This window comes from Sphingopyxis sp. L1A2A (assembly GCF_005502465.1).
Lineage (GTDB): Bacteria > Pseudomonadota > Alphaproteobacteria > Sphingomonadales > Sphingomonadaceae > Sphingopyxis.
In genome coordinates, this window is the sequence record NZ_SCOT01000002.1 from 92,674 (window position 1) to 111,947 (window position 19,274).

The 19,274-nt window shown below is 63.4% G+C and carries 18 protein-coding genes; 5 read left to right on the forward strand and 13 right to left on the reverse strand.

Annotated elements, in window-relative coordinates:
- Positions 1-628 precede the first annotated feature (628 nt).
- A complete protein-coding gene (locus FFS68_RS02000) occupies positions 629-1,699 on the forward strand; it encodes a histidine kinase dimerization/phosphoacceptor domain -containing protein (protein WP_137751627.1) in 1,071 nt (356 codons plus the stop codon).
- A 73-nt stretch (positions 1,700-1,772) separates the two neighbouring features.
- Here FFS68_RS02000 and FFS68_RS02005 read toward each other — a convergent pair whose 3' ends face one another.
- From FFS68_RS02005 to wecB, 12 genes are all read right to left on the reverse strand, one after another.
- A complete protein-coding gene (locus FFS68_RS02005; protein WP_137751628.1) occupies positions 1,773-2,378 on the reverse strand; it encodes a DUF3800 domain-containing protein in 606 nt (201 codons plus the stop codon).
- Positions 2,379-2,398: 20 nt separating this feature from the next.
- A complete protein-coding gene (locus tag FFS68_RS02010) occupies positions 2,399-2,884 on the reverse strand; it encodes a DUF11 domain-containing protein (RefSeq protein ID WP_171003706.1) in 486 nt (161 codons plus the stop codon).
- A gap of 33 nt (positions 2,885-2,917) precedes the next feature.
- Positions 2,918-3,304 carry a hypothetical protein gene (locus FFS68_RS02015; RefSeq protein ID WP_249339977.1) on the reverse strand — a complete coding sequence of 129 codons (387 nt, stop codon included), beginning with the start codon at positions 3,302-3,304 and terminating at the stop codon, positions 2,918-2,920.
- A 62-nt stretch (positions 3,305-3,366) separates the two neighbouring features.
- Positions 3,367-5,313, reverse strand: coding sequence for an ATP-dependent zinc metalloprotease FtsH (gene ftsH, locus FFS68_RS02020; RefSeq protein ID WP_137751630.1), 1,947 nt, complete (start codon positions 5,311-5,313; stop codon positions 3,367-3,369).
- Between the two features lie 81 nt (positions 5,314-5,394).
- Complete coding sequence (tilS, locus tag FFS68_RS02025; RefSeq protein WP_137751631.1) at positions 5,395-6,399, reverse strand: tRNA lysidine(34) synthetase TilS; 1,005 nt, start codon at positions 6,397-6,399, stop codon at positions 5,395-5,397.
- A complete protein-coding gene (locus FFS68_RS02030; RefSeq protein ID WP_249339978.1) occupies positions 6,353-7,288 on the reverse strand; it encodes a tetratricopeptide repeat protein in 936 nt (311 codons plus the stop codon). The genes tilS and FFS68_RS02030 overlap by 47 nt, the downstream gene beginning before the upstream one ends.
- 120 nt (positions 7,289-7,408) lie before the next feature.
- Entirely contained in the window at positions 7,409-8,275 is an 867-nt protein-coding gene (locus tag FFS68_RS02035) for a helix-turn-helix domain-containing protein (RefSeq protein ID WP_137751633.1), read from the reverse strand.
- A 143-nt stretch (positions 8,276-8,418) separates the two neighbouring features.
- Positions 8,419-9,720, reverse strand: coding sequence for an ATP-dependent protease ATPase subunit HslU (gene hslU / locus FFS68_RS02040; RefSeq protein WP_137751634.1), 1,302 nt, complete (start codon positions 9,718-9,720; stop codon positions 8,419-8,421).
- Between the two features lie 5 nt (positions 9,721-9,725).
- Positions 9,726-10,292 carry an ATP-dependent protease subunit HslV gene (gene hslV / locus FFS68_RS02045; RefSeq protein WP_137751635.1) on the reverse strand — a complete coding sequence of 189 codons (567 nt, stop codon included), beginning with the start codon at positions 10,290-10,292 and terminating at the stop codon, positions 9,726-9,728.
- A gap of 55 nt (positions 10,293-10,347) precedes the next feature.
- Positions 10,348-11,190 carry a class I mannose-6-phosphate isomerase gene (locus tag FFS68_RS02050; RefSeq protein WP_137751636.1) on the reverse strand — a complete coding sequence of 281 codons (843 nt, stop codon included), beginning with the start codon at positions 11,188-11,190 and terminating at the stop codon, positions 10,348-10,350.
- Positions 11,191-11,202: 12 nt separating this feature from the next.
- On the reverse strand, positions 11,203-12,498 hold the full coding sequence (gene wecC, locus FFS68_RS02055; RefSeq protein WP_137751637.1) for a UDP-N-acetyl-D-mannosamine dehydrogenase: 1,296 nt from the start codon (positions 12,496-12,498) through the stop codon (positions 11,203-11,205).
- Positions 12,488-13,594, reverse strand: coding sequence for a UDP-N-acetylglucosamine 2-epimerase (non-hydrolyzing) (gene wecB / locus FFS68_RS02060; protein WP_249339979.1), 1,107 nt, complete (start codon positions 13,592-13,594; stop codon positions 12,488-12,490). Before wecB ends, wecC begins: the two co-directional genes overlap by 11 nt.
- A 306-nt stretch (positions 13,595-13,900) precedes the next feature.
- Between wecB and FFS68_RS02065 the strand changes: the two genes are divergently transcribed.
- The 3 genes from FFS68_RS02065 to FFS68_RS02075 all read left to right on the forward strand — a co-directional run bounded on the left by FFS68_RS02065 (position 13,901) and on the right by FFS68_RS02075 (position 17,031).
- Positions 13,901-14,638, forward strand: coding sequence for a metallophosphoesterase family protein (locus FFS68_RS02065; RefSeq protein WP_249339980.1), 738 nt, complete (start codon positions 13,901-13,903; stop codon positions 14,636-14,638).
- 191 nt (positions 14,639-14,829) lie between these two features.
- Positions 14,830-16,215 (forward strand): O-antigen ligase family protein, encoded by a 1,386-nt coding sequence (locus tag FFS68_RS02070; protein ID WP_171003707.1) that lies wholly within the window; start codon positions 14,830-14,832, stop codon positions 16,213-16,215.
- Between the two features lie 78 nt (positions 16,216-16,293).
- Positions 16,294-17,031, forward strand: a complete 738-nt coding sequence (locus FFS68_RS02075; protein WP_249339981.1) for a polysaccharide biosynthesis/export family protein — start codon at positions 16,294-16,296, stop codon at positions 17,029-17,031.
- Here the strand turns inward: FFS68_RS02075 and FFS68_RS18080 are convergent.
- Positions 17,028-17,369, reverse strand: coding sequence for a hypothetical protein (locus FFS68_RS18080; protein WP_249339982.1), 342 nt, complete (start codon positions 17,367-17,369; stop codon positions 17,028-17,030). The two genes, FFS68_RS02075 and FFS68_RS18080, sit on opposite strands and share 4 nt — an antisense overlap.
- Positions 17,370-17,408: 39 nt before the next feature.
- On the opposite strand from FFS68_RS18080, the gene FFS68_RS02080 reads away from it, so the two are divergent.
- The gene (locus tag FFS68_RS02080) at positions 17,409-19,256 is read left to right on the forward strand and encodes a polysaccharide biosynthesis tyrosine autokinase (RefSeq protein ID WP_249339983.1); all 1,848 of its coding nucleotides are present in this window, start codon (positions 17,409-17,411) and stop codon (positions 19,254-19,256) included.
- Positions 19,257-19,274: the final 18 nt, after the last annotated feature.

A 19,274-nucleotide genomic window follows, 5' to 3' on the forward strand; every position in this document is an offset into this window, starting at 1 on the left:
AACATCGATACAAGGGGGGCCGCGGGAAACCGCGGCCCTTTTTGTTGGGGTGGGGCGTGCGGAATATTTCCTGGCGGCCGATTGTGGACGCTCTCTCTTCCCTCCATCATTCCCGCTTTCACGGGAATGACGAGGAGGGCGTAGGGCAACTCCCCACCCCAAAGCCGCCATCCGCAGATCAAAAAACGCTGTCCTACATTGTTCCGCTGTGCCAGCCTTCATCTCAGCTCTTTCAATTTACAGGCAAAAGCGGTCGCGGCCTAGATTCCGGATGCGGCCAAGAATCGACCGCCATCTGTCCGCCGAGCGCGACAAATGCAGCGATGCATAAGGCTGAACTTTCCTGAACTTTGGAATATTACGCGGCTCTTGCGCCGATCCGATCCCGGATCAAGTCCGGGACGACAAGGGTCCGGAATCGATCAATTGCCGACGATTGCCGATATATTCTTCCGACCCGCTTACGGTGGGAGGTGACCGCCTTGTCGATTCTGTGCGTGTCCGCCCCGCTGCATGCTATACGCGGATTTCGGGGCAATGGTCGGCAACGCCGATGAACATAGCTCCGCGATTTGGTTGCCGACAAGGCCGCGTCCTGCGGCCCGGGCCGACCGGAAAGGCGCGCTGGATGGCTGCCGATAATCCTCCAATCAACATGGGCCGCACGCTGGGGCTAGCGGTGGTGCTTGCGTCCGACGCGCCACTCCTGCTGCTCGACGAAAATCTCGCGATCGTTGCGGCGAGCGACAGTTTCCGTGCGGCCTTCGGCATCGATCCCGATACCGTCACCGGCCGGACGATTTATGACCTCGACAACCAGCAATGGGATCTGCCGCGGCTGCGCTCGCTGATCGACGCGACCCTCTCGGGCGCGGCGGACGTCGAGGCGTATGAGGTCGATATCGAAACCAGCCTCGGTGGGCGCCGCCGACTGGTGCTAAAGGCGCAGCGGCTCGAATATGGCGACAGCCTCCACACGCGCATGATGATCACGGTGATCGACGTGACCGAAGTGCGCGCGAGCGAGAAGCGGCAGAAAGCACTGGTCCACGACAATGCGGCGCTGCTTCACGAGATGCAGCACCGGGTCGCCAACAGCCTGCAGATCATCGCGAGCATATTGATGCAGAGCGCGCGCAAGGTGCAGTCGAGCGAAGCGCGAGGCCATTTGAGCGACGCGCATCAACGCGTGATGTCGATCGCGACGCTGCAACGCCACCTTGCCGAATCCGACGCGAATGCGGTCGAGCTCGAACCCTATCTGGCGCAGCTGTGCGCGAGCATTGGCGCGTCGATGATCTTTGACCCGGAGCAGCTCACGCTGACCACCGAGGTCGATCCGGTTTCGATCGGCGGCGATGTGTCGGTCAGCCTGGGGCTGGTTGTCACCGAGCTGGTGATCAATGCTCTCAAGCACGCCTTTCCGAACGACCGCCATGGCCATGTCGTCGTCGACTATACCGCGACGGGCGACGATTGGACTCTGTCGGTCTCCGACGACGGGGTCGGCTTCGGCGAGAATCCCGAACGACCGACCGCGGGGCTGGGCACGCGTATCGTCCAGGCGCTCGCCAAGCAATTGGGAGCCGAAATCGCGGTCGAGGATACCGCACCGGGAACGCGTGTGTCGCTGACCCACGCCGCGCAGATCGCGCGGCAGGTGGCTGCCAACGACGAAGCGGAAAGTGCTGCGGTGTGATTTTCTCCTGTGAGCGCAGTGGAATTCAGGGCGACCCTGAACGTCTGCTAATCACCCCAAACCGGACGTCCAGCTAAGAAAGCTGCGTCAATTCCGCCACGCGGATCGCTTTCGATGCCAGCATCGGCTCGATGATCCGCTGGATGCGGTGCGCGCGTGGCGAGCTGACGGTGATGTTGAACAGGCTGTTGGCGATCACATCGGCGATCTGCACCCCGTCGCTGCGGCGGCTGTCGGCGAGCGAGGCGCGGCCCCACTCGCCTAGTCCGGCCTGAATATCTTCGCGAACCTTCGCCAGGATGGTCGGATCGTAGCGGCCTTCATCGATCACCACATCGGTGCACACGCCGCCGGTTTCGGGAAGCCAGCGGCCGACCGCGAGATCGAGCAGCGCGGCGTAAAGCGTCAGGTCGCTGGGCAGGGTGCCGCCCGGATTCTGCGCCAGCGTATCGCGCTTCGCCACCGCGACCCATGCGCGGCCACCGGCGCGATCGAACAGTTCGAGCAGGTAGGCCCGCTCGACAATGCTGATCCGGCTGCCTTTCAATTCGCCGCGCAGCCCGGTGACGGAGCGAAATCGGGCGTGAATATCGGCGGCGGCCTGCGGCGTCAGCATCACCGCCGAAAAAATCATGGCGCCCGCATTGAGCCCGCCCGATTCATCGCAATAGATTGTCACCGACTAGCGCCGCGATCCGGTCACCGGACGCGCCCGAAAAAGGCGACCGAGCGGCTTTGCCCGGGCGCCACTGCGGCGGGCCACAGCCAGCGGACATGCGTCACGTCGGCCGCCACCGCGGCGCGCGGGTCGGCGCCCGATACCGGCACCGTCAGGCCGGTGAGCGCGCCGAATGTCTTGCCGCCATCGATCGAAACCGCAAATCCGGCGGGGTCAGCGGTTTCGTCGTACACCAGACCTTCGGGAATCGGGTTGGTCAGATTCAGCCCCGCCGCGGGCGCGGCGCCATTGTTGGTAAAGGTCAGCGTCACCCGGATGCGGTCGCCGGGGACGACGACGTCGGGCGCGACGTAGGTTTTTGTCGCGGCTTGGCCGCTCGTCGTCGGCGCCAGTCGCTCCAGTTCGATCTTGCTGGTCAGCGCGCCGGTGCCCTGCGCCGCGGCGGGGTGCGGACCCATCGCTAGCACGGCGGCGATCGCCAGAATTTTCCACGCTTTACCGGTCATCACCGTCTCCTTGGTCGATCGCTCCATGGCGCATCAGGCGGGGCAGGGGTAGCGTTTCTTCATCAACGCATCGAACGCGGCGTTGATGCTCACGGTCCTGCGGACGGGGGCGGGATAGGATCGCAGATGCGCCAGCCATTGATCGGGGGTCAGCGTTCCGGATTCGGGGGGGCAACTGGTCGTTTTCCGGCCCGCGCGGCGGTCGGCATCGATCCGCGCCTTGTAACGTTTGCCCGCGGCGACCACTTCGCCCTTCAGCTGGTTTCCCTGCGGGGTGGCCAGCGCGAGCGGTCCGAGCCGGGCGATGGAATCGGCGCGGGCCAGAAAGGCCGCGACGCTCATGTCCCCCGGCGCCATCGCGCCAAGCAACGGTGCGGCGAGCAGGACAGGCAAGATGCGGACGCGTTTCCCCAAGGGCATGCGCCGCAAAATGCCGTCAGCCAATGAATAACCCCTGAATCGAGCGTGGCGGCGCGTTAAGGCTACGCGCCCTGGGGATTGGCGTCGCCCAGCGGACGGCGCGGTTTGCGCTTGATCTGCGGCAGCGACCCGGCGTGGCCCGACACCGGCGTGCCGCGCTTGTCGGCGTCGTCCTCGCGGCCGATGTCTTCGCCCTTGATCGCGCGTTTCGACTCCTCGCCCGACAGCGTCTCATATTCGAGCAGCGCGCCGGCGAGCAGGTGAAGCTCGTCGAGATGATCGGTGAGCACCTTGCGCGCGACATTTTCGCCTTCTTCGACCAGGCGGCGAACTTCGGCGTCGATCAGCCGGGCGGTGTCTTCGGACATATTCTGCGCGCGCGACACGCTATGGCCCAGGAACACTTCGTCCTGATTGTCGCGGTAGCGCAGCCAGCCGAGCTTGTCGGACATGCCATATTCCATGACCATCGAGCGCGCCATTTCGGTCGCCTGCTGGATATCGTTCGACGCGCCGGTGTTGAGCTCGTCCTTGCCATAGATCAGCTGTTCGGCGATCCGGCCGCCGAAGCACAGCGCGAGGCGCGCCTTCATCTGCTTCATATTGGTCGAATAGCGATCGCGTTCGGGCAGGTTCCACGTCACGCCCAGCGCGCGGCCGCGCGGGATGATCGTCACCTTGTGCAGCGGATCGCAGCCCTCGACGTGCAGCGACACGAGCGCATGGCCCGCCTCGTGATAGGCGGTCGATTTTTTCTCGTCCTCGGTCATCACCATTGATCGGCGCTCGGCGCCCATCATGACCTTGTCCTTCGCCTCTTCAAACTCGTCGTTGGCGATCAGGCGTTTGCCCTTGCGCGCCGCAAGCAGCGCCGCTTCGTTGCACAGATTGGCCAGATCGGCGCCCGAAAAGCCCGGGGTGCCGCGCGCAACGCGGCGCAGGTCGACGTCGGGTGCCAGCGGCTTTTTGCGGGTGTGCACTTCCAGAATCTTCTGGCGGCCTTCGATGTCGGGGCGCGGCACGACGACCTGGCGGTCGAAGCGGCCGGGGCGGAGGAGGGCAGGGTCGAGCACGTCGGGGCGGTTGGTCGCGGCGACGATGATGATGCCTTCATTCGCCTCGAACCCGTCCATTTCGACGAGCAGCTGGTTGAGCGTCTGTTCGCGCTCGTCATTACCGTTGCCCAGACCGGCGCCGCGATGGCGGCCGACGGCGTCGATTTCGTCGATGAACACGATGCACGGCGCGTTGCGCTTGGCCTGTTCGAACATGTCGCGGACGCGGCTGGCGCCGACCCCGACGAACATTTCGACGAAGTCCGAACCCGAGATGGTGAAAAAGGGCACGCCCGCTTCACCCGCGATGGCGCGGGCGAGCAGGGTCTTGCCGGTGCCGGGCGAACCGACGAGCAAGGCGCCCTTCGGAATTTGGCCGCCGAGCCGCGAAAATTTGGTCGGATCGCGCAGGAATTCGACGATTTCTTCGAGTTCTTCGCGCGCCTCGTCGATGCCCGCGACGTCGTCGAAGGTCACCTTGCCCTGCTTTTCGGTCAGCATCTTGGCGCGCGATTTTCCAAAGCCCATCGCGCCCGAGCCGTTGTTCTTCTGGACCTGGCGAAAGACGAAAAAGGCAATGCCGAGGATCAGCAGGAAGGGCAGCGACTGGAGGAGCATATACATCCAGAAGTTCGGCGCTTCGGTCGCCTTGCCGTCATATTTGACGCCATTATCGTTGAGCATTTTCAGCAGGTCGGGATCGCGCACGACATTGGCGGTGAAACGGTCGCCGTTCGACAGCGTGCCGGTCACCTTGTCTTCGGACAGCACGACGTCCTTTACGCTGCCTTCCTCGACCTTTTGACGGAACTCCGAATAGGCAAGCGCGCTGCCCGCAGGCTGCGCTGCCCCGCCGAACATCGAGGCGACGAGGAGCATGGCGAGCAAAATGCCGCTCCAGATCATCACACTCTTCATCCAGGGGTTGCCCTGAGGTTCCTTGTCGTCCTGCATGCGGAATCTTTCCTAACCGGCGCGGCGATGCGCTCCTACCCCAACAAGATAGGATAATCGGGTTAAATGACAATGAGCCAATCAGGCCTTTTTGGGTGGTTTCCGGCGCGGCGCAGCAGAAATGCGCCAAATCGTCGTCTGAAAGCCGCGGACGGGGTCGATCAGCAGGGCGCCGACCATCGCCCGCTTGCCCTGGTGCATCGCCGCGATGACGCCGTCGAGCGAGGCGCCGCGCACCGCCAGCTGCGGTGCATTCGCCCGCAGGCGCTGGGCGACGATGCGGCGAAACATCTCGGGCGGATAGCCCTCGTCGCGGATCACCGCGATGTCGGAGGCGTCGGGCCACGATGCGATCAACCGCTCCACCGCCCAGTCGAGCGCTTCGTCGGCTTCGGCAAGCCAGCCCGCCGACCGGGCCGCGGCGGCGGGGTCCAGCACCGTCTGCGATCGCAGCGCCTGACGCAGCCGGGCGCGATCGAAGCGATGGTCGTTGTTCGACGGATCATCGACAAAGGGCAGGTCATGGTCCAGCGCCAGATCGACCAGATCGCCGCGCCGCCAGTGCAACAGCGGCCGCAGAATGACGCCGTTGCGGGCGCGGATCGCCGCCAGACCGCTCACTCCGCTGCTGCGATTGATCCGCATGACCATCGTTTCAAGCTGATCGTCGGCATGATGCGCGGTGACGATATGGTCGAGCGCATTGGCCCCGCGCCATTGTTCGAGCAGCTGGTACCGTTCGGCGCGCGCGGCCGCCTGCAGCGACCCCTTGATCGGAACCGCGGGCCGCAAGGTCGAATGGGGAATATGCTCGCGCTCGCAAAAACCCGCCACCATGCGCGCTTCGTCGCCGGACCCCTTGCGCAGCCCATGATCGACCGTCGCCGCCCAGACCTGTCCGGGCAACAGCGTCGCCATCAGCCAGAGCAGCGCCATGCTGTCGGGGCCGCCCGACACGGCGACGCCGTAGTGGAGACGGTGCCAGTCCGATCCCGCCAGCGCGCCTAGGTCGGTTGCCAGCCGGTCGGCGCTGTCGCGATCAGCAACCTGCTTTTGTTTTTGCGGCGGCAGCATCGGTCCGGACATCCTGCGGGGTCTTGTCGCCATACACTTCTTCGAGTTCGCGGAACGCCTTGCAGGCGTCGGCCTTGCGCCCAAGTTTGTCGAGCGCGACGCCCATGTACATCAGGCTGTGCGGCGCGCGGGCACCGCTGGGCCGGTCCTTGTAATTGTTATAGAAAGCGACGGCGGCGAGACTGGGTTTACCCTCGTCCAGATAGGCGCGGCCGAGCAGATTCTGGGCAAAACTTGCCTGGCTGCTGGTCGGCCATTTGGTCACCACCTGTTTCAACTGGACCTGCGCCTCGGGATAGAGCTTGGCTTCCCACAGGCGATAGCCATAGTCGTAGGCGTCTTTCGTTTCGTTCCCTGTCGCGGGGATTTCGACCTTTTTGACCAGCGCAAGCCGCGCCGCATTGGGCGTCGTCGCTGCGGGCTTGGGGGTCGCCGCCGGTTTTTTGGCGGGTGCGGCGGCGACGGTCGCCGTCGCCGCCGGCGGCCTCACCGTCGGAACGGAACCAAGATTGGCGGGGGTCGCGATCGCTGCCGGGTCGGCAAATCTCTTGTCCATCTCGGTCTTGTAAGCGGTGAACTGCTTTTCCAGCTCGCGCAGTTGAAACGCATTCTGCTCGGTCTGGCCGGTCAGCGTCTGAAGCTGAGTCTCCAGCGCGTCGACGCGGGCGGTCAGGTCGATCACCGGCGCATTGCTGCGCGCGCGTTCGCCGGGGGTGTTGTCGGGCGCGATCTCGCCTTCAAAAAAAGTCGGGCTGCCGCCGGGAAACACCGAGCGCTGGACCGCCCGCATTTCCTTTTCCAACCGCTCGACCCGCTTGTCGATGGCGCCGTCCTGCGCCAGCGCGGGCATCGCCGCTACGAGCGCGACAGACGCCGCTCCGAGGAAAGTGATATGACGCATCTTCATTTGCCGTTCGGCCCCCACCAATTAACCATTGTTCTGTTCATAACGCGGCAAAGTGCAGCAGCGCAAACCCAATTCGGTGCGCTGCCGCTCTTACCGGCCCGAATGACGGCCGATTCAGCCCTTGGGCAGCGCGCGTGCTGGCGGCGGCGTGGCGGCGGCCGGGCCGCCGGCGTCGGCGCGGGCGACCAGATCGGCAGGCTTCATCGAGATGCCCTTGACCAGCGTGTCGGCGGGACCGATGGCACCAATGTCGCGGCCGCCGACGGTAACTTTCAGCGCCTGCGGGATGCTCGTGCGCAGCGTGAACTGCTCGATATAGGCGGGCGGCACCTGATAGGTTTCACCCGGATCGAGCGTGCGCCAATTTTCGGTTTTGCCCGCGGCGTCGTCGAACCCGATCCAGACTTCGGATAGACCGGTCAGCACGACGGGCGCATTGGCGGCGACGGCCGACGTGCTGGTCCCGGCCTTGGTTGTCGGCGGCGCGGCGGCGTCGCTCTGCGGCGCTTCGGACGCATCGGCAGCACGGTTCTGCGCCGCGATCAGCGCCTCGTCGGGTTCGACCGACAGGAAGCGCCACACCCCATAAGCGGATGCCAGCAGCAAGGTGACGATGACCAGCGTCCACGTCAGCCGCGCGGTCGGCAATCGGGCCGGGTCGGTGGGCTCATACGCCTCGTACAGCGGCCGCGCCCCATAAGCGTCGGCTTCGAGTTCGCGGCGCACTGCGGCGCCGACCTCCGCCTCGGGCAAATCGACGGCGCGGGCATAGGCCCGCGCGAAACCGGTGACATAGGTGCGACCCGGCAGTTCGGAAAAATCGGACTTTTCGATCGCGGCCAGATGACGCTGGGTGATCCGCGTCCGCGTCGCCACATCGGCAAGCGACAACCCCGCGGCTTCCCGCGCCAGCCGAAGCCGATCGCCGGTGCGCGTGATCGCCAGCTCGCCCTGTTCCGGGGCGACGTCCTCGTCTGTCATTACTGTCTCCGCGCCGGTCGGTTGCAACCCGTGTCGACCGTGTCGCACCGTTCATCGCATTGACGAGCCGCGAAAGTCAAATGAAGTTCGGCAAACGAACGGCTGAAAAGAAGCCTAATTACGCCCGCCCGAACGTTCGCGGGTTACAGCACATATTTGCTGAGGTCGGTATCGCCGACAATCTCGGAAAGCTGCCGTTCGACATAGCTCGCGTCGATCGCCAAAGTGGTTCCCGACATGTCTTCGGCGGCAAAGCTGATCTCTTCGACCAATCGCTCCATGATCGTCTGCAAACGCCGCGCGCCTATATTTTCGACCCGCTCGTTGACCTCGGCCGCCAGCTTGGCGACCCGCGCGATCGCATCGTCGGTGAACGACAGGGTTACGCCCTCGGTGCCGAGCAGCGCCGCATATTGTTCGGGCAGACCCGCCTTGGTCTCGCTCAGGATACGGACGAAATCGCTTTCGGTCAGCGCGCTCAATTCGACGCGGATCGGCAGGCGGCCCTGCAGTTCGGGCAGCAGATCGCTGGGTTTGGCGACATGGAACGCGCCCGAGGCGATGAACAGGATATGGTCGGTCTTCATCGGGCCATATTTGGTCGCAACCGTGGTGCCTTCGATCAGCGGTAGCAGGTCGCGCTGGACGCCCTCGCGGCTGACCGATCCGCCGCGCACGTCGCTGACCGCGATCTTGTCGATCTCGTCGAGAAACACGATGCCATTGGCCTCGGCATCGGCGAGCGCGATGCGGGCGACATCATCCTGATCCAGGCGCTTGTCCTGTTCTTCCTCGATCAACCGCGTCGCGGCTTCGATGACCTTCAGCTTGCGGCGCTTCTTGGGTGCGCCGCCCATCGCCTTGCCCAGCATGTCGGACAGGTTGATCATGCTCATCTGCCCCGGCTGACCCGGCAATTCGAACGGCATGTTCGGCGCGTCGGCAATCTCGATCTCGACCTCGCTGTCGTCAAGATGGCCGTCGCGGATGCGCTGGCGAAAACTCTGGCGGGTCGCTTCGCTCGCGCCCTTGCCGGTGAGCGCGTCGAGCAGCCGTTCCATTGCGGCCTCTTCGGCGGCGGCGCGTACCGCTTCGCGGCGGCGCTCTTTTTCCAGCCGCACCGCTTCCTCGACCAGATCGCGGGCGATTTGTTCGACATCGCGGCCAACATAGCCGACTTCGGTGAACTTGGTCGCCTCGACCTTGATAAAGGGGGCGTCGGCCAGCTTCGCCAGGCGACGCGAAATCTCGGTCTTGCCGCAGCCGGTGGGGCCGATCATCAGGATATTCTTCGGCGTTACCTCGTCGCGCAGGTCGGGCGCCAGCTGCTGGCGGCGCCAGCGATTGCGCAGCGCCACCGCGACCGCGCGCTTGGCGGCGTCCTGGCCGATGATATGCGTGTCGAGCGCAGCGACGATCGCCTTGGGAGTCAGGTCCTTGTTCATCTGGTTTACACCTGAGTTTCGATGGTTTCTTGGGTGAACTGATCGTTGGTATAGACGCAGATGTCGGCGGCGACCTGCATCGCCTTGCGCACCAGAACTTCGGCGTCCGTCTCATATTCGACCAGCGCGGTGGCGGCGGCGAGGGCGTAATTGCCGCCCGAACCGATCGCCGCGATGCCGCCCTTGGGTTCCAGCACGTCGCCATTGCCGGTAATGACCAACGTCACTTCCTTGTCGGCGACGATCATCATCGCCTCCAGATTGCGGAGATATTTGTCGGTGCGCCAGTCCTTGGCGAGTTCGACCGCAGCGCGCAACAGCTGGCCGTTGTGCCGTTCGAGTTTGGCCTCGAGCCGTTCAAAGAGGGTGAAGGCGTCGGCGGTTGCCCCGGCAAAGCCGCCGATGACGCTGCCGTCGTGCAGACGGCGCACCTTGCGCGCGTTGGGCTTCATCACGGTCTGGCCCATCGACACCTGCCCGTCGCCGATTACGACGACCTTTTCGGCGGTGCGGGCGGACAGGATGGTGGTTCCATGCCAGGGCGCGGCACGGTGCGCATTAGGTTCGCTCATGGCGAGCGATATGGGAGATACGGTCAGGCGCTGCAAGGGGCGCGCGCTGCGCGGCTCAGGTCGCCCAGCACAGCAGGGCGCGGCCGCCGGGTTCGATGGCGATCAGCGACGGATCGCCAAGCAGCACGGCCTCGCCGAGCGATACCGCGGTGCCCGCCGCATGGCATCCGGCCGAAAGCGGCACGAACGTCAGCTCGCCTTCGACCTGTGCGATTGCCCGCGGATCGACCGGGCCGGTCAGGTGGAGGACGTGGAAATAAGGGCCACTGACCAGTTTGGCGTCGGCAGTGCCGTCAATACGGCGGTCGCGGGGATCGGCTGCGGGATCGAGCCGGGCAACGGCCAGCCCCTCGTCCAGGTGCAGGTCGCGCGGACGGCCATAGTCATAGAGACGGTAGGTGCGATCGATATTTTGCTGCACCTCGACAATCGTCAGGCCGGCCCCGATCGCGTGGATCGTGCCCGCGGGGTTATAGACGAAATCGTCCTTTGCGGCGGCGCGCCAGTCGATCAGGTCGACAATCGATCCATCGAGCGCCGCGGCGCGTAGCGCGTCACGATCGGTATCGACGGTCAATCCGGCGCCAAGCTGGGCATGGGCGTCCGCCGCCAGCACCAGCCAGCATTCGTCCTTGCCCCGCGCCAGACCTGCGGCCTTCGCTGCCGCGTCGTCGGGATGGACCTGGACCGACAAACGTTCGGAGGTGAAGAGGAATTTGACCATCAGCGGCGCCGCATCGCCGTCGGGATGGGCGAACCAGATCTCGCCGATCCGGCGTCCCCTGAAATCACCATATTCGCACGGAATATCGTCGCGGCCCCAAGGCTTTTCGACGACCAGGCGTTGCAGTCGCCGGACGGTTCCGGCGTTATCGTGAAGACGGTGACGGGGGGCCATGTACAACGGAAATCAGGCCGCGCGATGCAGCGGACTGGCGCCTGCCACATTCGGCTGGTCGAGCCACAGGCCGCGCGTGTCATAGACGATCTTTTCGCCACGTTCTTCGAGCGGGATCGATTTGAACAGATCATGGTCAACGAGGACGATCAGCAGGTCGCAATCGGCCAGCGCGCTGTCGAGGTCGATCAATTCGGCGCCGGTGCCCGCGAACTCCATCGGCAGGCCGCGTGCATAGGGCTCGACGATCTGGATCTGCGGGCCGAACCGGCGTGCCAGCGCGGCCGCAACTTCGACCGCCGGGCTTTCGCGAAAATCATCGATATTGGGCTTGAAGGCGAGGCCGAGGCAGGCGACGCGCGCTTGCGGATGCTGTGACACCAGCATTTCGGCGGCGCCGATGACATGCGCGGTCTTGGCCAGATTAACCTCACGCGCGGTGCGGATCAGGCGGCTATGCTCGGGGGCGCCATGGACCAGGAACCAGGGATCGACCGCGATGCAATGGCCGCCGACGCCGGGGCCGGGTTGCAGGATGTTGACGCGCGGGTGGCGGTTGGCGAGGCGGATGACTTCCCACACATCGACCCCCATCTGCTCAGCCATCATCGACAGCTCGTTGGCAAAGGCGATGTTGACGTCGCGGTAGCTGTTCTCGACCAGCTTGACCATTTCGGCGGCGCGCGCCGACGTGGTGACGCACGCACCGCGCACGAACTGCCGATAAAAAGTCATCGCCCGCCGGGCGCAGCGCGGGGTGATGCCGCCGATACAGCGGTCATTGTCGACCAACTCGACCAGGATGCGTCCCGGCAGCACGCGCTCGGGGCAATAGGCGACAAAGATGTCGGCGGCGCCGGTGCAGGCGCCAGGAACCTTAAGGTCGGGGCGCAGCTCGGCGAGCAGCGCCGCAACCTTTTCGGTGGTGCCGACGGGTGAGGTCGATTCGAGGATGACGAGATTGCCGGCTTCGAGTTTCGGCGCGATCGCGCGCGCCGCCGACAGGACATGGCTGATGTCGGGCCGATGCTCATCATCGTGCGGGGTCGGCACAGCGATAACAAAGGTGTCGGCGGGCGCAACATCGACCGAAGCCACCAGCGCGCCGCGCGACACGACGCCCTGCACCAGCCCGTCAAGGTCGACCTCCTCGATATGGACCTTGCCGCTGTTGACGGTGTCGACGACGTTGCGGCTGACATCGACGCCGGTCACCTTGCAGCCCGAGCGCGCGATCAGCGCCGCGGTCGGCAGGCCGATATAACCGAGCCCGAGGACGGTGACCGTCTGCTGTGTATCAATGGGCACGCGCAACAATCTCCGCAATCTGTTTGGCCGCCGTGCCGTCACCGAACGGATTATGGGCGCGGGCCATGGCCGAATAGGCCTCCTTATCGTCGAGAAGGCTGAAAATTTCGGAAACAATACGCGCTTTGTCGGTTCCGACAAGCCGCGCCGTGCCCGCTTCGATGCCTTCGGGGCGCTCGGTCGTTTCGCGCATGACCAGCACCGGTTTGCCAAGCGCCGGCGCCTCTTCCTGGACTCCGCCGCTGTCGGTCAGCACCAGGTCGGATGTCGCGAGCAGGCGCACGAAATGCGGGTAGTCGAGCGGATCGATCAAGGCCACGTTGGACAGGTCGCCCAGGATCGGTTCCATGCAGCTGCGGACATGCGGATTGGGGTGGACCGGAAAGACGACCGCGACATCGCTTCGCGCCGCGATCGCCGCAATCGCTTCGGCGATGGCGTTCATCCCGTCGCCGAAATTCTCGCGCCGGTGCGACGTCACGGCAATGATGCGCTTGCCGGCAAAGCGCGCAACGAGCGGGTCGAGGCCGCTCGCCAGCGAAGGATCTTCGTCGATCCGCGCCTTGGTCGCGAGCAGGGCATCGATGACGGTGTTGCCGGTGATATGGATGCGGTCGGCGGGCACATTTTCGGCGCGGAGCGCGGCCGCGGCGGTCGCGGTCGGGGCAAAGTGCAGATCGGCGACCGCGCCGGCGACCTTGCGGTTCACCTCCTCGGGCCAGGGGTGATAGATATTGCCGCTGCGCAAGCCTGCTTCGACATGGCCGACGGGTATCTTGCGAAAATAGGCGGCAAGGGTGGCCGCCATCGTCGTCAGGGTGTCGCCGTGGACCAGCACGCGATCGGGCTGTTCGCGGTCGAATGTCTCGCCCAGCCCGACGACAAGCCGGGCGAGAAGGCCGTCCAGCGTCTGACTGGCCTGCATGACGTCCAGATCGATGTCCGGGGTGATGCGAGCGATTTCAAGCACCTGGTCGAGCATCTCGCGGTGCTGGGCGGTGACGCACACGCGCACGTCAAGCGTCGGCAGCTGGCGCAGGGCATGAACAACCGGAAACATCTTGATCGCTTCGGGGCGGGTGCCGAACACGACCATGATCTTTCGGCGAGCGGAGAATGGTGTCGAAGGCGGTTCCAAAGGCATAAATCAGGTGGTTCCTCGGCTAGTCTTCCGGCCGCCCTAGCGCAAAGCTCTTGCCGGTGGCTTAACTTGGCTCTAATCGCCGCGCCGACCGCAAGGGATTCTCGATCGGCTGTCCGGTTGGTGTATCACAAAGTGGCACGGCATCCGTCAACGAGGGGACAGGCGGACAAGTTCGTTTTTGTAAGCTACTGATATAGTTGATATTACGCCCATATGTCCTTTCTTGGTTTCTTGAAACGCCGACAACGCGACGACCGGGTGTCGGCAGCGCTTTCGCGCGTGCCGGACGGCGAGCGCGTCTATGCCATTGGCGATATACACGGCCGTGACGATCTTTTCGCGCAATTGCTGGCGAAGGTCGAAGCCGATAACGCCGCCCGCGGCAAGGCTTTCACAACATTGATTTTGCTTGGCGATCTTGTCGATCGCGGCCCCGATTCCGCGTCGGTGATCGAGCGGGCGATCGGGCTGGGAGCGCCGTTCGACAAGGTGGTGATGCTGATCGGTAATCACGAAGAGTGTTTTCTCGCCGCGCTCACCGGCGATTTGAAACGGGTGCGCTACTTCGTCCGCATTGGCGGCGACGCCACCATCCGCAGCTATTGGGGCGACGACGCGGCTTATGCGGCGGCGAGTTTCGAAGAAGTGGCCGAACGATTGTCGGACGTGGTGCCGCAGGCGCACGTCGATTTCCTCGGCCGCGGCGAAGATATGGTCCAGATCGGCGACTATGTATTCGTCCATGCCGGCGTGCGGCCCGGGGTGCCGCTGGAGCGGCAGAAACTGTCCGACCTGAGGTGGATCCGCGAGGAGTTTCTGGAAGCGGAAGATAGCTTTGACGGAATAATCGTTTATGGCCACACCATATCGGAAACCGTCGATGAGGCGGCGAATCGGATCGGGATCGACACGGGAGCCTATATGACCGGACGTCTGACCGCGCTTGGTCTGGAAGGCCAGGACCGCTGGTTTCTCGACACGGCCGATAACGCGTAAGCTCAGCGGCGAGCGGCAAAGCAAAATATGGGAGTTGTAATAGCCATGAGCCTTGACTGGGCCGCGCCGACGCAGCGCCCGTTGAACGGCGACGCTGTTCGATGAGCCGATTTTCGACCAAGCGATCGTCGATCAGAAGGGGGCCTCTGTTCAGCCTTTCTGGCGATATGTCAGCGAGCGGCAGGTGGGTGATGCTTGCGGCGTTCGTCGTGATCATCGCGTTGATGGGCGGTTCATCGCGCAGCGACGTCGCGTCGCTGCCTTTTCTGCGCGCATTCGTTGTCCTGTTGGCCTTTGCGGCGCTCGTGAGTACGCCCGCCGCGGCCTGGCGGTCGATCAGGATACCGCTATTGCTTCTCGCGGCGCTGGCGGTTTGGATGGTGGTTCAGCTTATCCCGCTGCCGTCGGATGTCTGGCGGGGCCTGCCAAACCGAGACATCGTTTTCAAAATGGACGAGCTGCTCGGGCACGGCGACCGGTGGCGGCCGATCAGTCTCACGCCATCGCTGACTCTCAACAGCCTGTTATCGCTTGTCGTTCCATTCGGGGCGCTGCTGGTTGCGGCCGCGGCGCCTGCCGAGCAGCGTGAGCGCCTGTGGTGGCTTGTCTGGGGTTTCGCCGTCGTTTCGTCGGCATTTGCCCTGATGCAGTTTGTCGCGGGACCGCGCAGCGTCTTTTATCTTTACCGGATTACCAATGAAGAGGGGCTGGTCGGGCTTTTTGCCAATCGCAATCATCAGGCTTTTTTGCTGGCCTTGGCGATTGTTGCGGCGGGCTGGCTGATCGTCAAGGAAATGTCCCGCAAACAGCGAAAGCCGCTCATCATAGCGGCGTTGGGCAGCAGTATTGCGCTGTTTTTCGTCTTGATTCTGATCACCGGTTCGCGCCTGGGACTGCTTTGCGGCACATTGGCGCTCATTTTGACTTTCGTCGTCATCCGCTGGGGGTATCGGTTTCGCCATCAGCCGGTGAATCAATTGCGCACAGCAAAGTCGGCGCGCTGGGACAGGGTGGTTCGGATCGCGCTTACCGTTGCGCCTATCGTCATCGTGGCGGTCGTTGGCCTGATTTCCTATTTGTCGGGCCGGGCGAGTTCGGTCACCCGGATGCTCGGAAGTTCCGGCGACGCCGCCGCGGAGATGCGGCTGGAGGCGCTGTCCACCGTAACGGAATTGCTGCGGGGCCAATGGCTGTGGGGATCGGGCTTTGGTTCCTTTGCCAAGGTCTTCCAGATCGTGGAGCCCGACGCGCTGTTGCGTCCTACATATTTCAATCATGCGCATAACGACTGGCTGCAGTTTCCGATCGAGGGCGGGCTGCCGGCAGTGCTGGTCGCGCTCGCCGCAATCGGATGGCTTGCATGGTCGATCCTTGCCGCGCTGCGCAAACGTCCGAGTTCGGGCGGAATTGCAACGATCGAACAGGTGGCGTTGTCGACCTGCTTTGTCTTCCTCGCGATCGGGAGTCTCGTCGATTATCCGCTGCGGCAACCGTCTTTGATGATGGTGGTCGCGTTTCTGGTCGTGATCCTCGTCCGGGCTCGATCCGACGGGGACAGATTGGGAAAAAGGGACTAGCGGGCTTCCGTATCCCCTCGTTTCTGACTATGGGCGTTTTTCATTTACCTAATAATCCTCGGTCTGGAATCTTCATTTATGAATGGCCTGCGAATCCTTTTTGTTGTCGCGGTGATAGCGCTGTCGGGCTGTTCAAAGGCTCCTGGACCGGTGGCGGTTAACCCGGCGTCGGGCGTGACGTTGCTGACCGACCTGCCAACCCCGGGCGGCAATGATACGCGCCAGACGTCGCGGCAGTCCTTTGTCGGGCCGTTCACGGAGCTTGCCGTCGATGTTTATGGCGTTCGCGATCTTCAGCGCGACGTGCTGACCGACGGCGAAGGAAAGTTCAATTTCCCGCTCGTGGGGCTGGTCGATGGTGCGGGAAAAACGCCCGATCAAGTGGCGCGCGAGATCGAACAGCGCCTGGCTGGACGCTTTATTCGCAACCCGAACGTCAGCGTGAATTTCAAGGTGCCGACAAATCCCGCGCTCATGCTGGCCCAGTCGGTAACGGTTGATGGCGAAGTCACGAAACCCGGGCAATTCCCGATCTATGGCAAGGTGACGCTGATGCGCGCTATCGCGCTAGCCGGTGGCACGACCGAATTTTCAAAGCTCGATGAGGTGCTGATCTTTCGCAAGGTCGAGGGACAGCAATATGTCGGCGCCTATAACCTTCAGGCGATCCGCCGCGGCAATTACGGCGACCCGGAGATTTATCCCAATGACGTCGTAGTAGTGGGCGATTCCCCGCAGCGCCGGATGTTCGACAATATTTTGAAGGCATCGACGCTGCTGACCACGCCGCTCATCATCCTCGGCAACCAGATCTAAGACGGACAGCAAAACAGATGGACAGTGTAAAAGCCGGGCGTTCGGCGATAAATCCGCGACTTCCCGATATGGACACGCGTGAAGCGTCCTATCAGGGCGGATTTTTCGACATGCATATGCTCGAGCGCGCCTTTGTCGCGCTGCTCAATCACAAGGCGTGGGTTCTGGGTGCCGTTCTTGGCTGCGTCGCGCTCGGCCTGATCGCGACGTTTCTGACCACGCCGCTTTACACGAGCACCTCGCGCGTCGAAATTTCGCCGCAGGCGCCGGTCGAGACCGAGGTCGAGGGGGCGCGCGAAAAGAATCTGACGAACGAGATCGCCTTCTACAACACCCAATATAATCTGCTGGAATCGCGCTCGCTGTCGGAGCGTGCGGTGCGGGCCGGCAACCTCCTCAATGACGAAGAATTCGTCAAGCTCTACGGTTTGGACGAGGCGGAAGACGGCGACGTGCGCACCAGCGAGGCGCGCCAGCGCATGGCGGAGCGGGCAGCGCGTATCCTGATGGATGCGGTCACCATCACGCCCGTGCGAACATCGAGCCTGGTGGACGTCAGCTTTTCGACGCCTTCGCCTGCCTTGTCGGCGCGTCTGACCAACCTTTGGGTGAAGCAGTTCGTGGCCGCGAGCCTTGACCGTCGCTATGCCGCGACCAGCGATGCGCGGCGCTTCCTCGAAGAGCGCATCGTCAGCTTGCGCCGAAATCTTGAAGATTCTGAGCGTGAGCTGATCAATTATGCGACCAACAATGACATCATCACGCTGCAGGGGCGCAGCGATGCCAACGGCCGCACGACGGTAGAGCGCACGCTGGTATCGGCGGACATCGAACAGATCAGCCAAGCACTGTCTGCGGCACGCGATGCGCGGATCGCGGCGGAAAGCCAGATTGCCAATTCGACGGCAGTCGCCGACGCGGCCGGCAATAATGCTGTCAGCATCCTGCGGCAGCGCCGCGCAGAGGTGACCGCCGAGCTGGCCCAGCTGCGGTCGACCTTTGGCGAAGATTATCCTGAATTGATCGCCAAGCGCGAGCAACTCGAAAGCATCAGTCGCTCGTTGGCAACGGAATCCGGGCGGACACAAACCGTCAACCGCGAGTCCTATAACAGTGCTGTCAAACGCGAACGCGACCTGATGGCCGAACTCGATCGCGTCACCGGTGATTATCGTAGTCAACAGCGCCGATCGATCGAATATACGATCTTGCAGCGCGAGGTTGACACCAATCGGCAACTCTATGACGGCCTGCTTCAGCGCTACAAGGAAATCGGCGTTGCCGGTGTTGGGACGAACAATATTGCCGTCGTCGATCAAGCGACGGTGCCCAATGCGCCGTCGAGTCCGAAGCTGTTCCTGAACCTGTTGTTGTCGATCATCGCAGGATTTTTGCTCGCCGGCGGCCTCGTGTTCATCCTCGAACAACTCGACCAGTCGATCCGCGATCCGGCGGAAGTCAACGAGCGCTTCGGCTTGCCGTTGCTCGGTTCGATTCCCCGCGTGGAATCGGATGACTTCCAAAACCTTCTGCTCGACAAGAAGTCCATGGTTTACGAAGCCTATCTGGCCGCGCAGACTAACCTGACCTTCCTGACCCATCACGGCGCGCCGCGTAGCTTCCTGTTGACGTCGACGCGGCCGGCGGAAGGCAAGAGCAGCTCGGCGCTGAGCGTCGCGCATGTGTTCGCGTCAACCGGCAAAAAGATCATCTTGATCGATGCCGACATCCGCAGCCCATCGCTGAACGAGATGCTCGGGATCGAGAACAAGCAGGGTTTGAGCAACTATCTGACCGGTTCGGACGACGTGACCAGCTTGATTGCGACGTCGGATACCTTCGGCTTCGACTATATGCTCGCGGGCCCCACCCCGCCCAATGCGGCCGAACTGTTCAGCTCGTCGCGGCTCGGGCAGCTGATCGAATTGCTCCAGAACGAATATGACCATGTCATTCTCGATTCCCCGCCGGTCCTTGGGCTCGCCGATGCGCCGCTGCTCTCACGTCGCGTCGAAGGGCTCATCTTCACGATCGATGCGTCGAGCAACAGCTCGCGGGCGATCAAATCGGCGCTCAACCGCCTGCGGCAGTCGGACGCCCAGATCTTTGGTGCGTTGGTTACCAAGGTCAGCCGCCGGAACGAGATCTACGGTTACGGCTATGGTTACGGCTATGGCTACGGCTATGGCTATGGCGCGGACAAGAACGCGGAGAAGTCTGATTAACGTCCCAGGTCGGAAAGC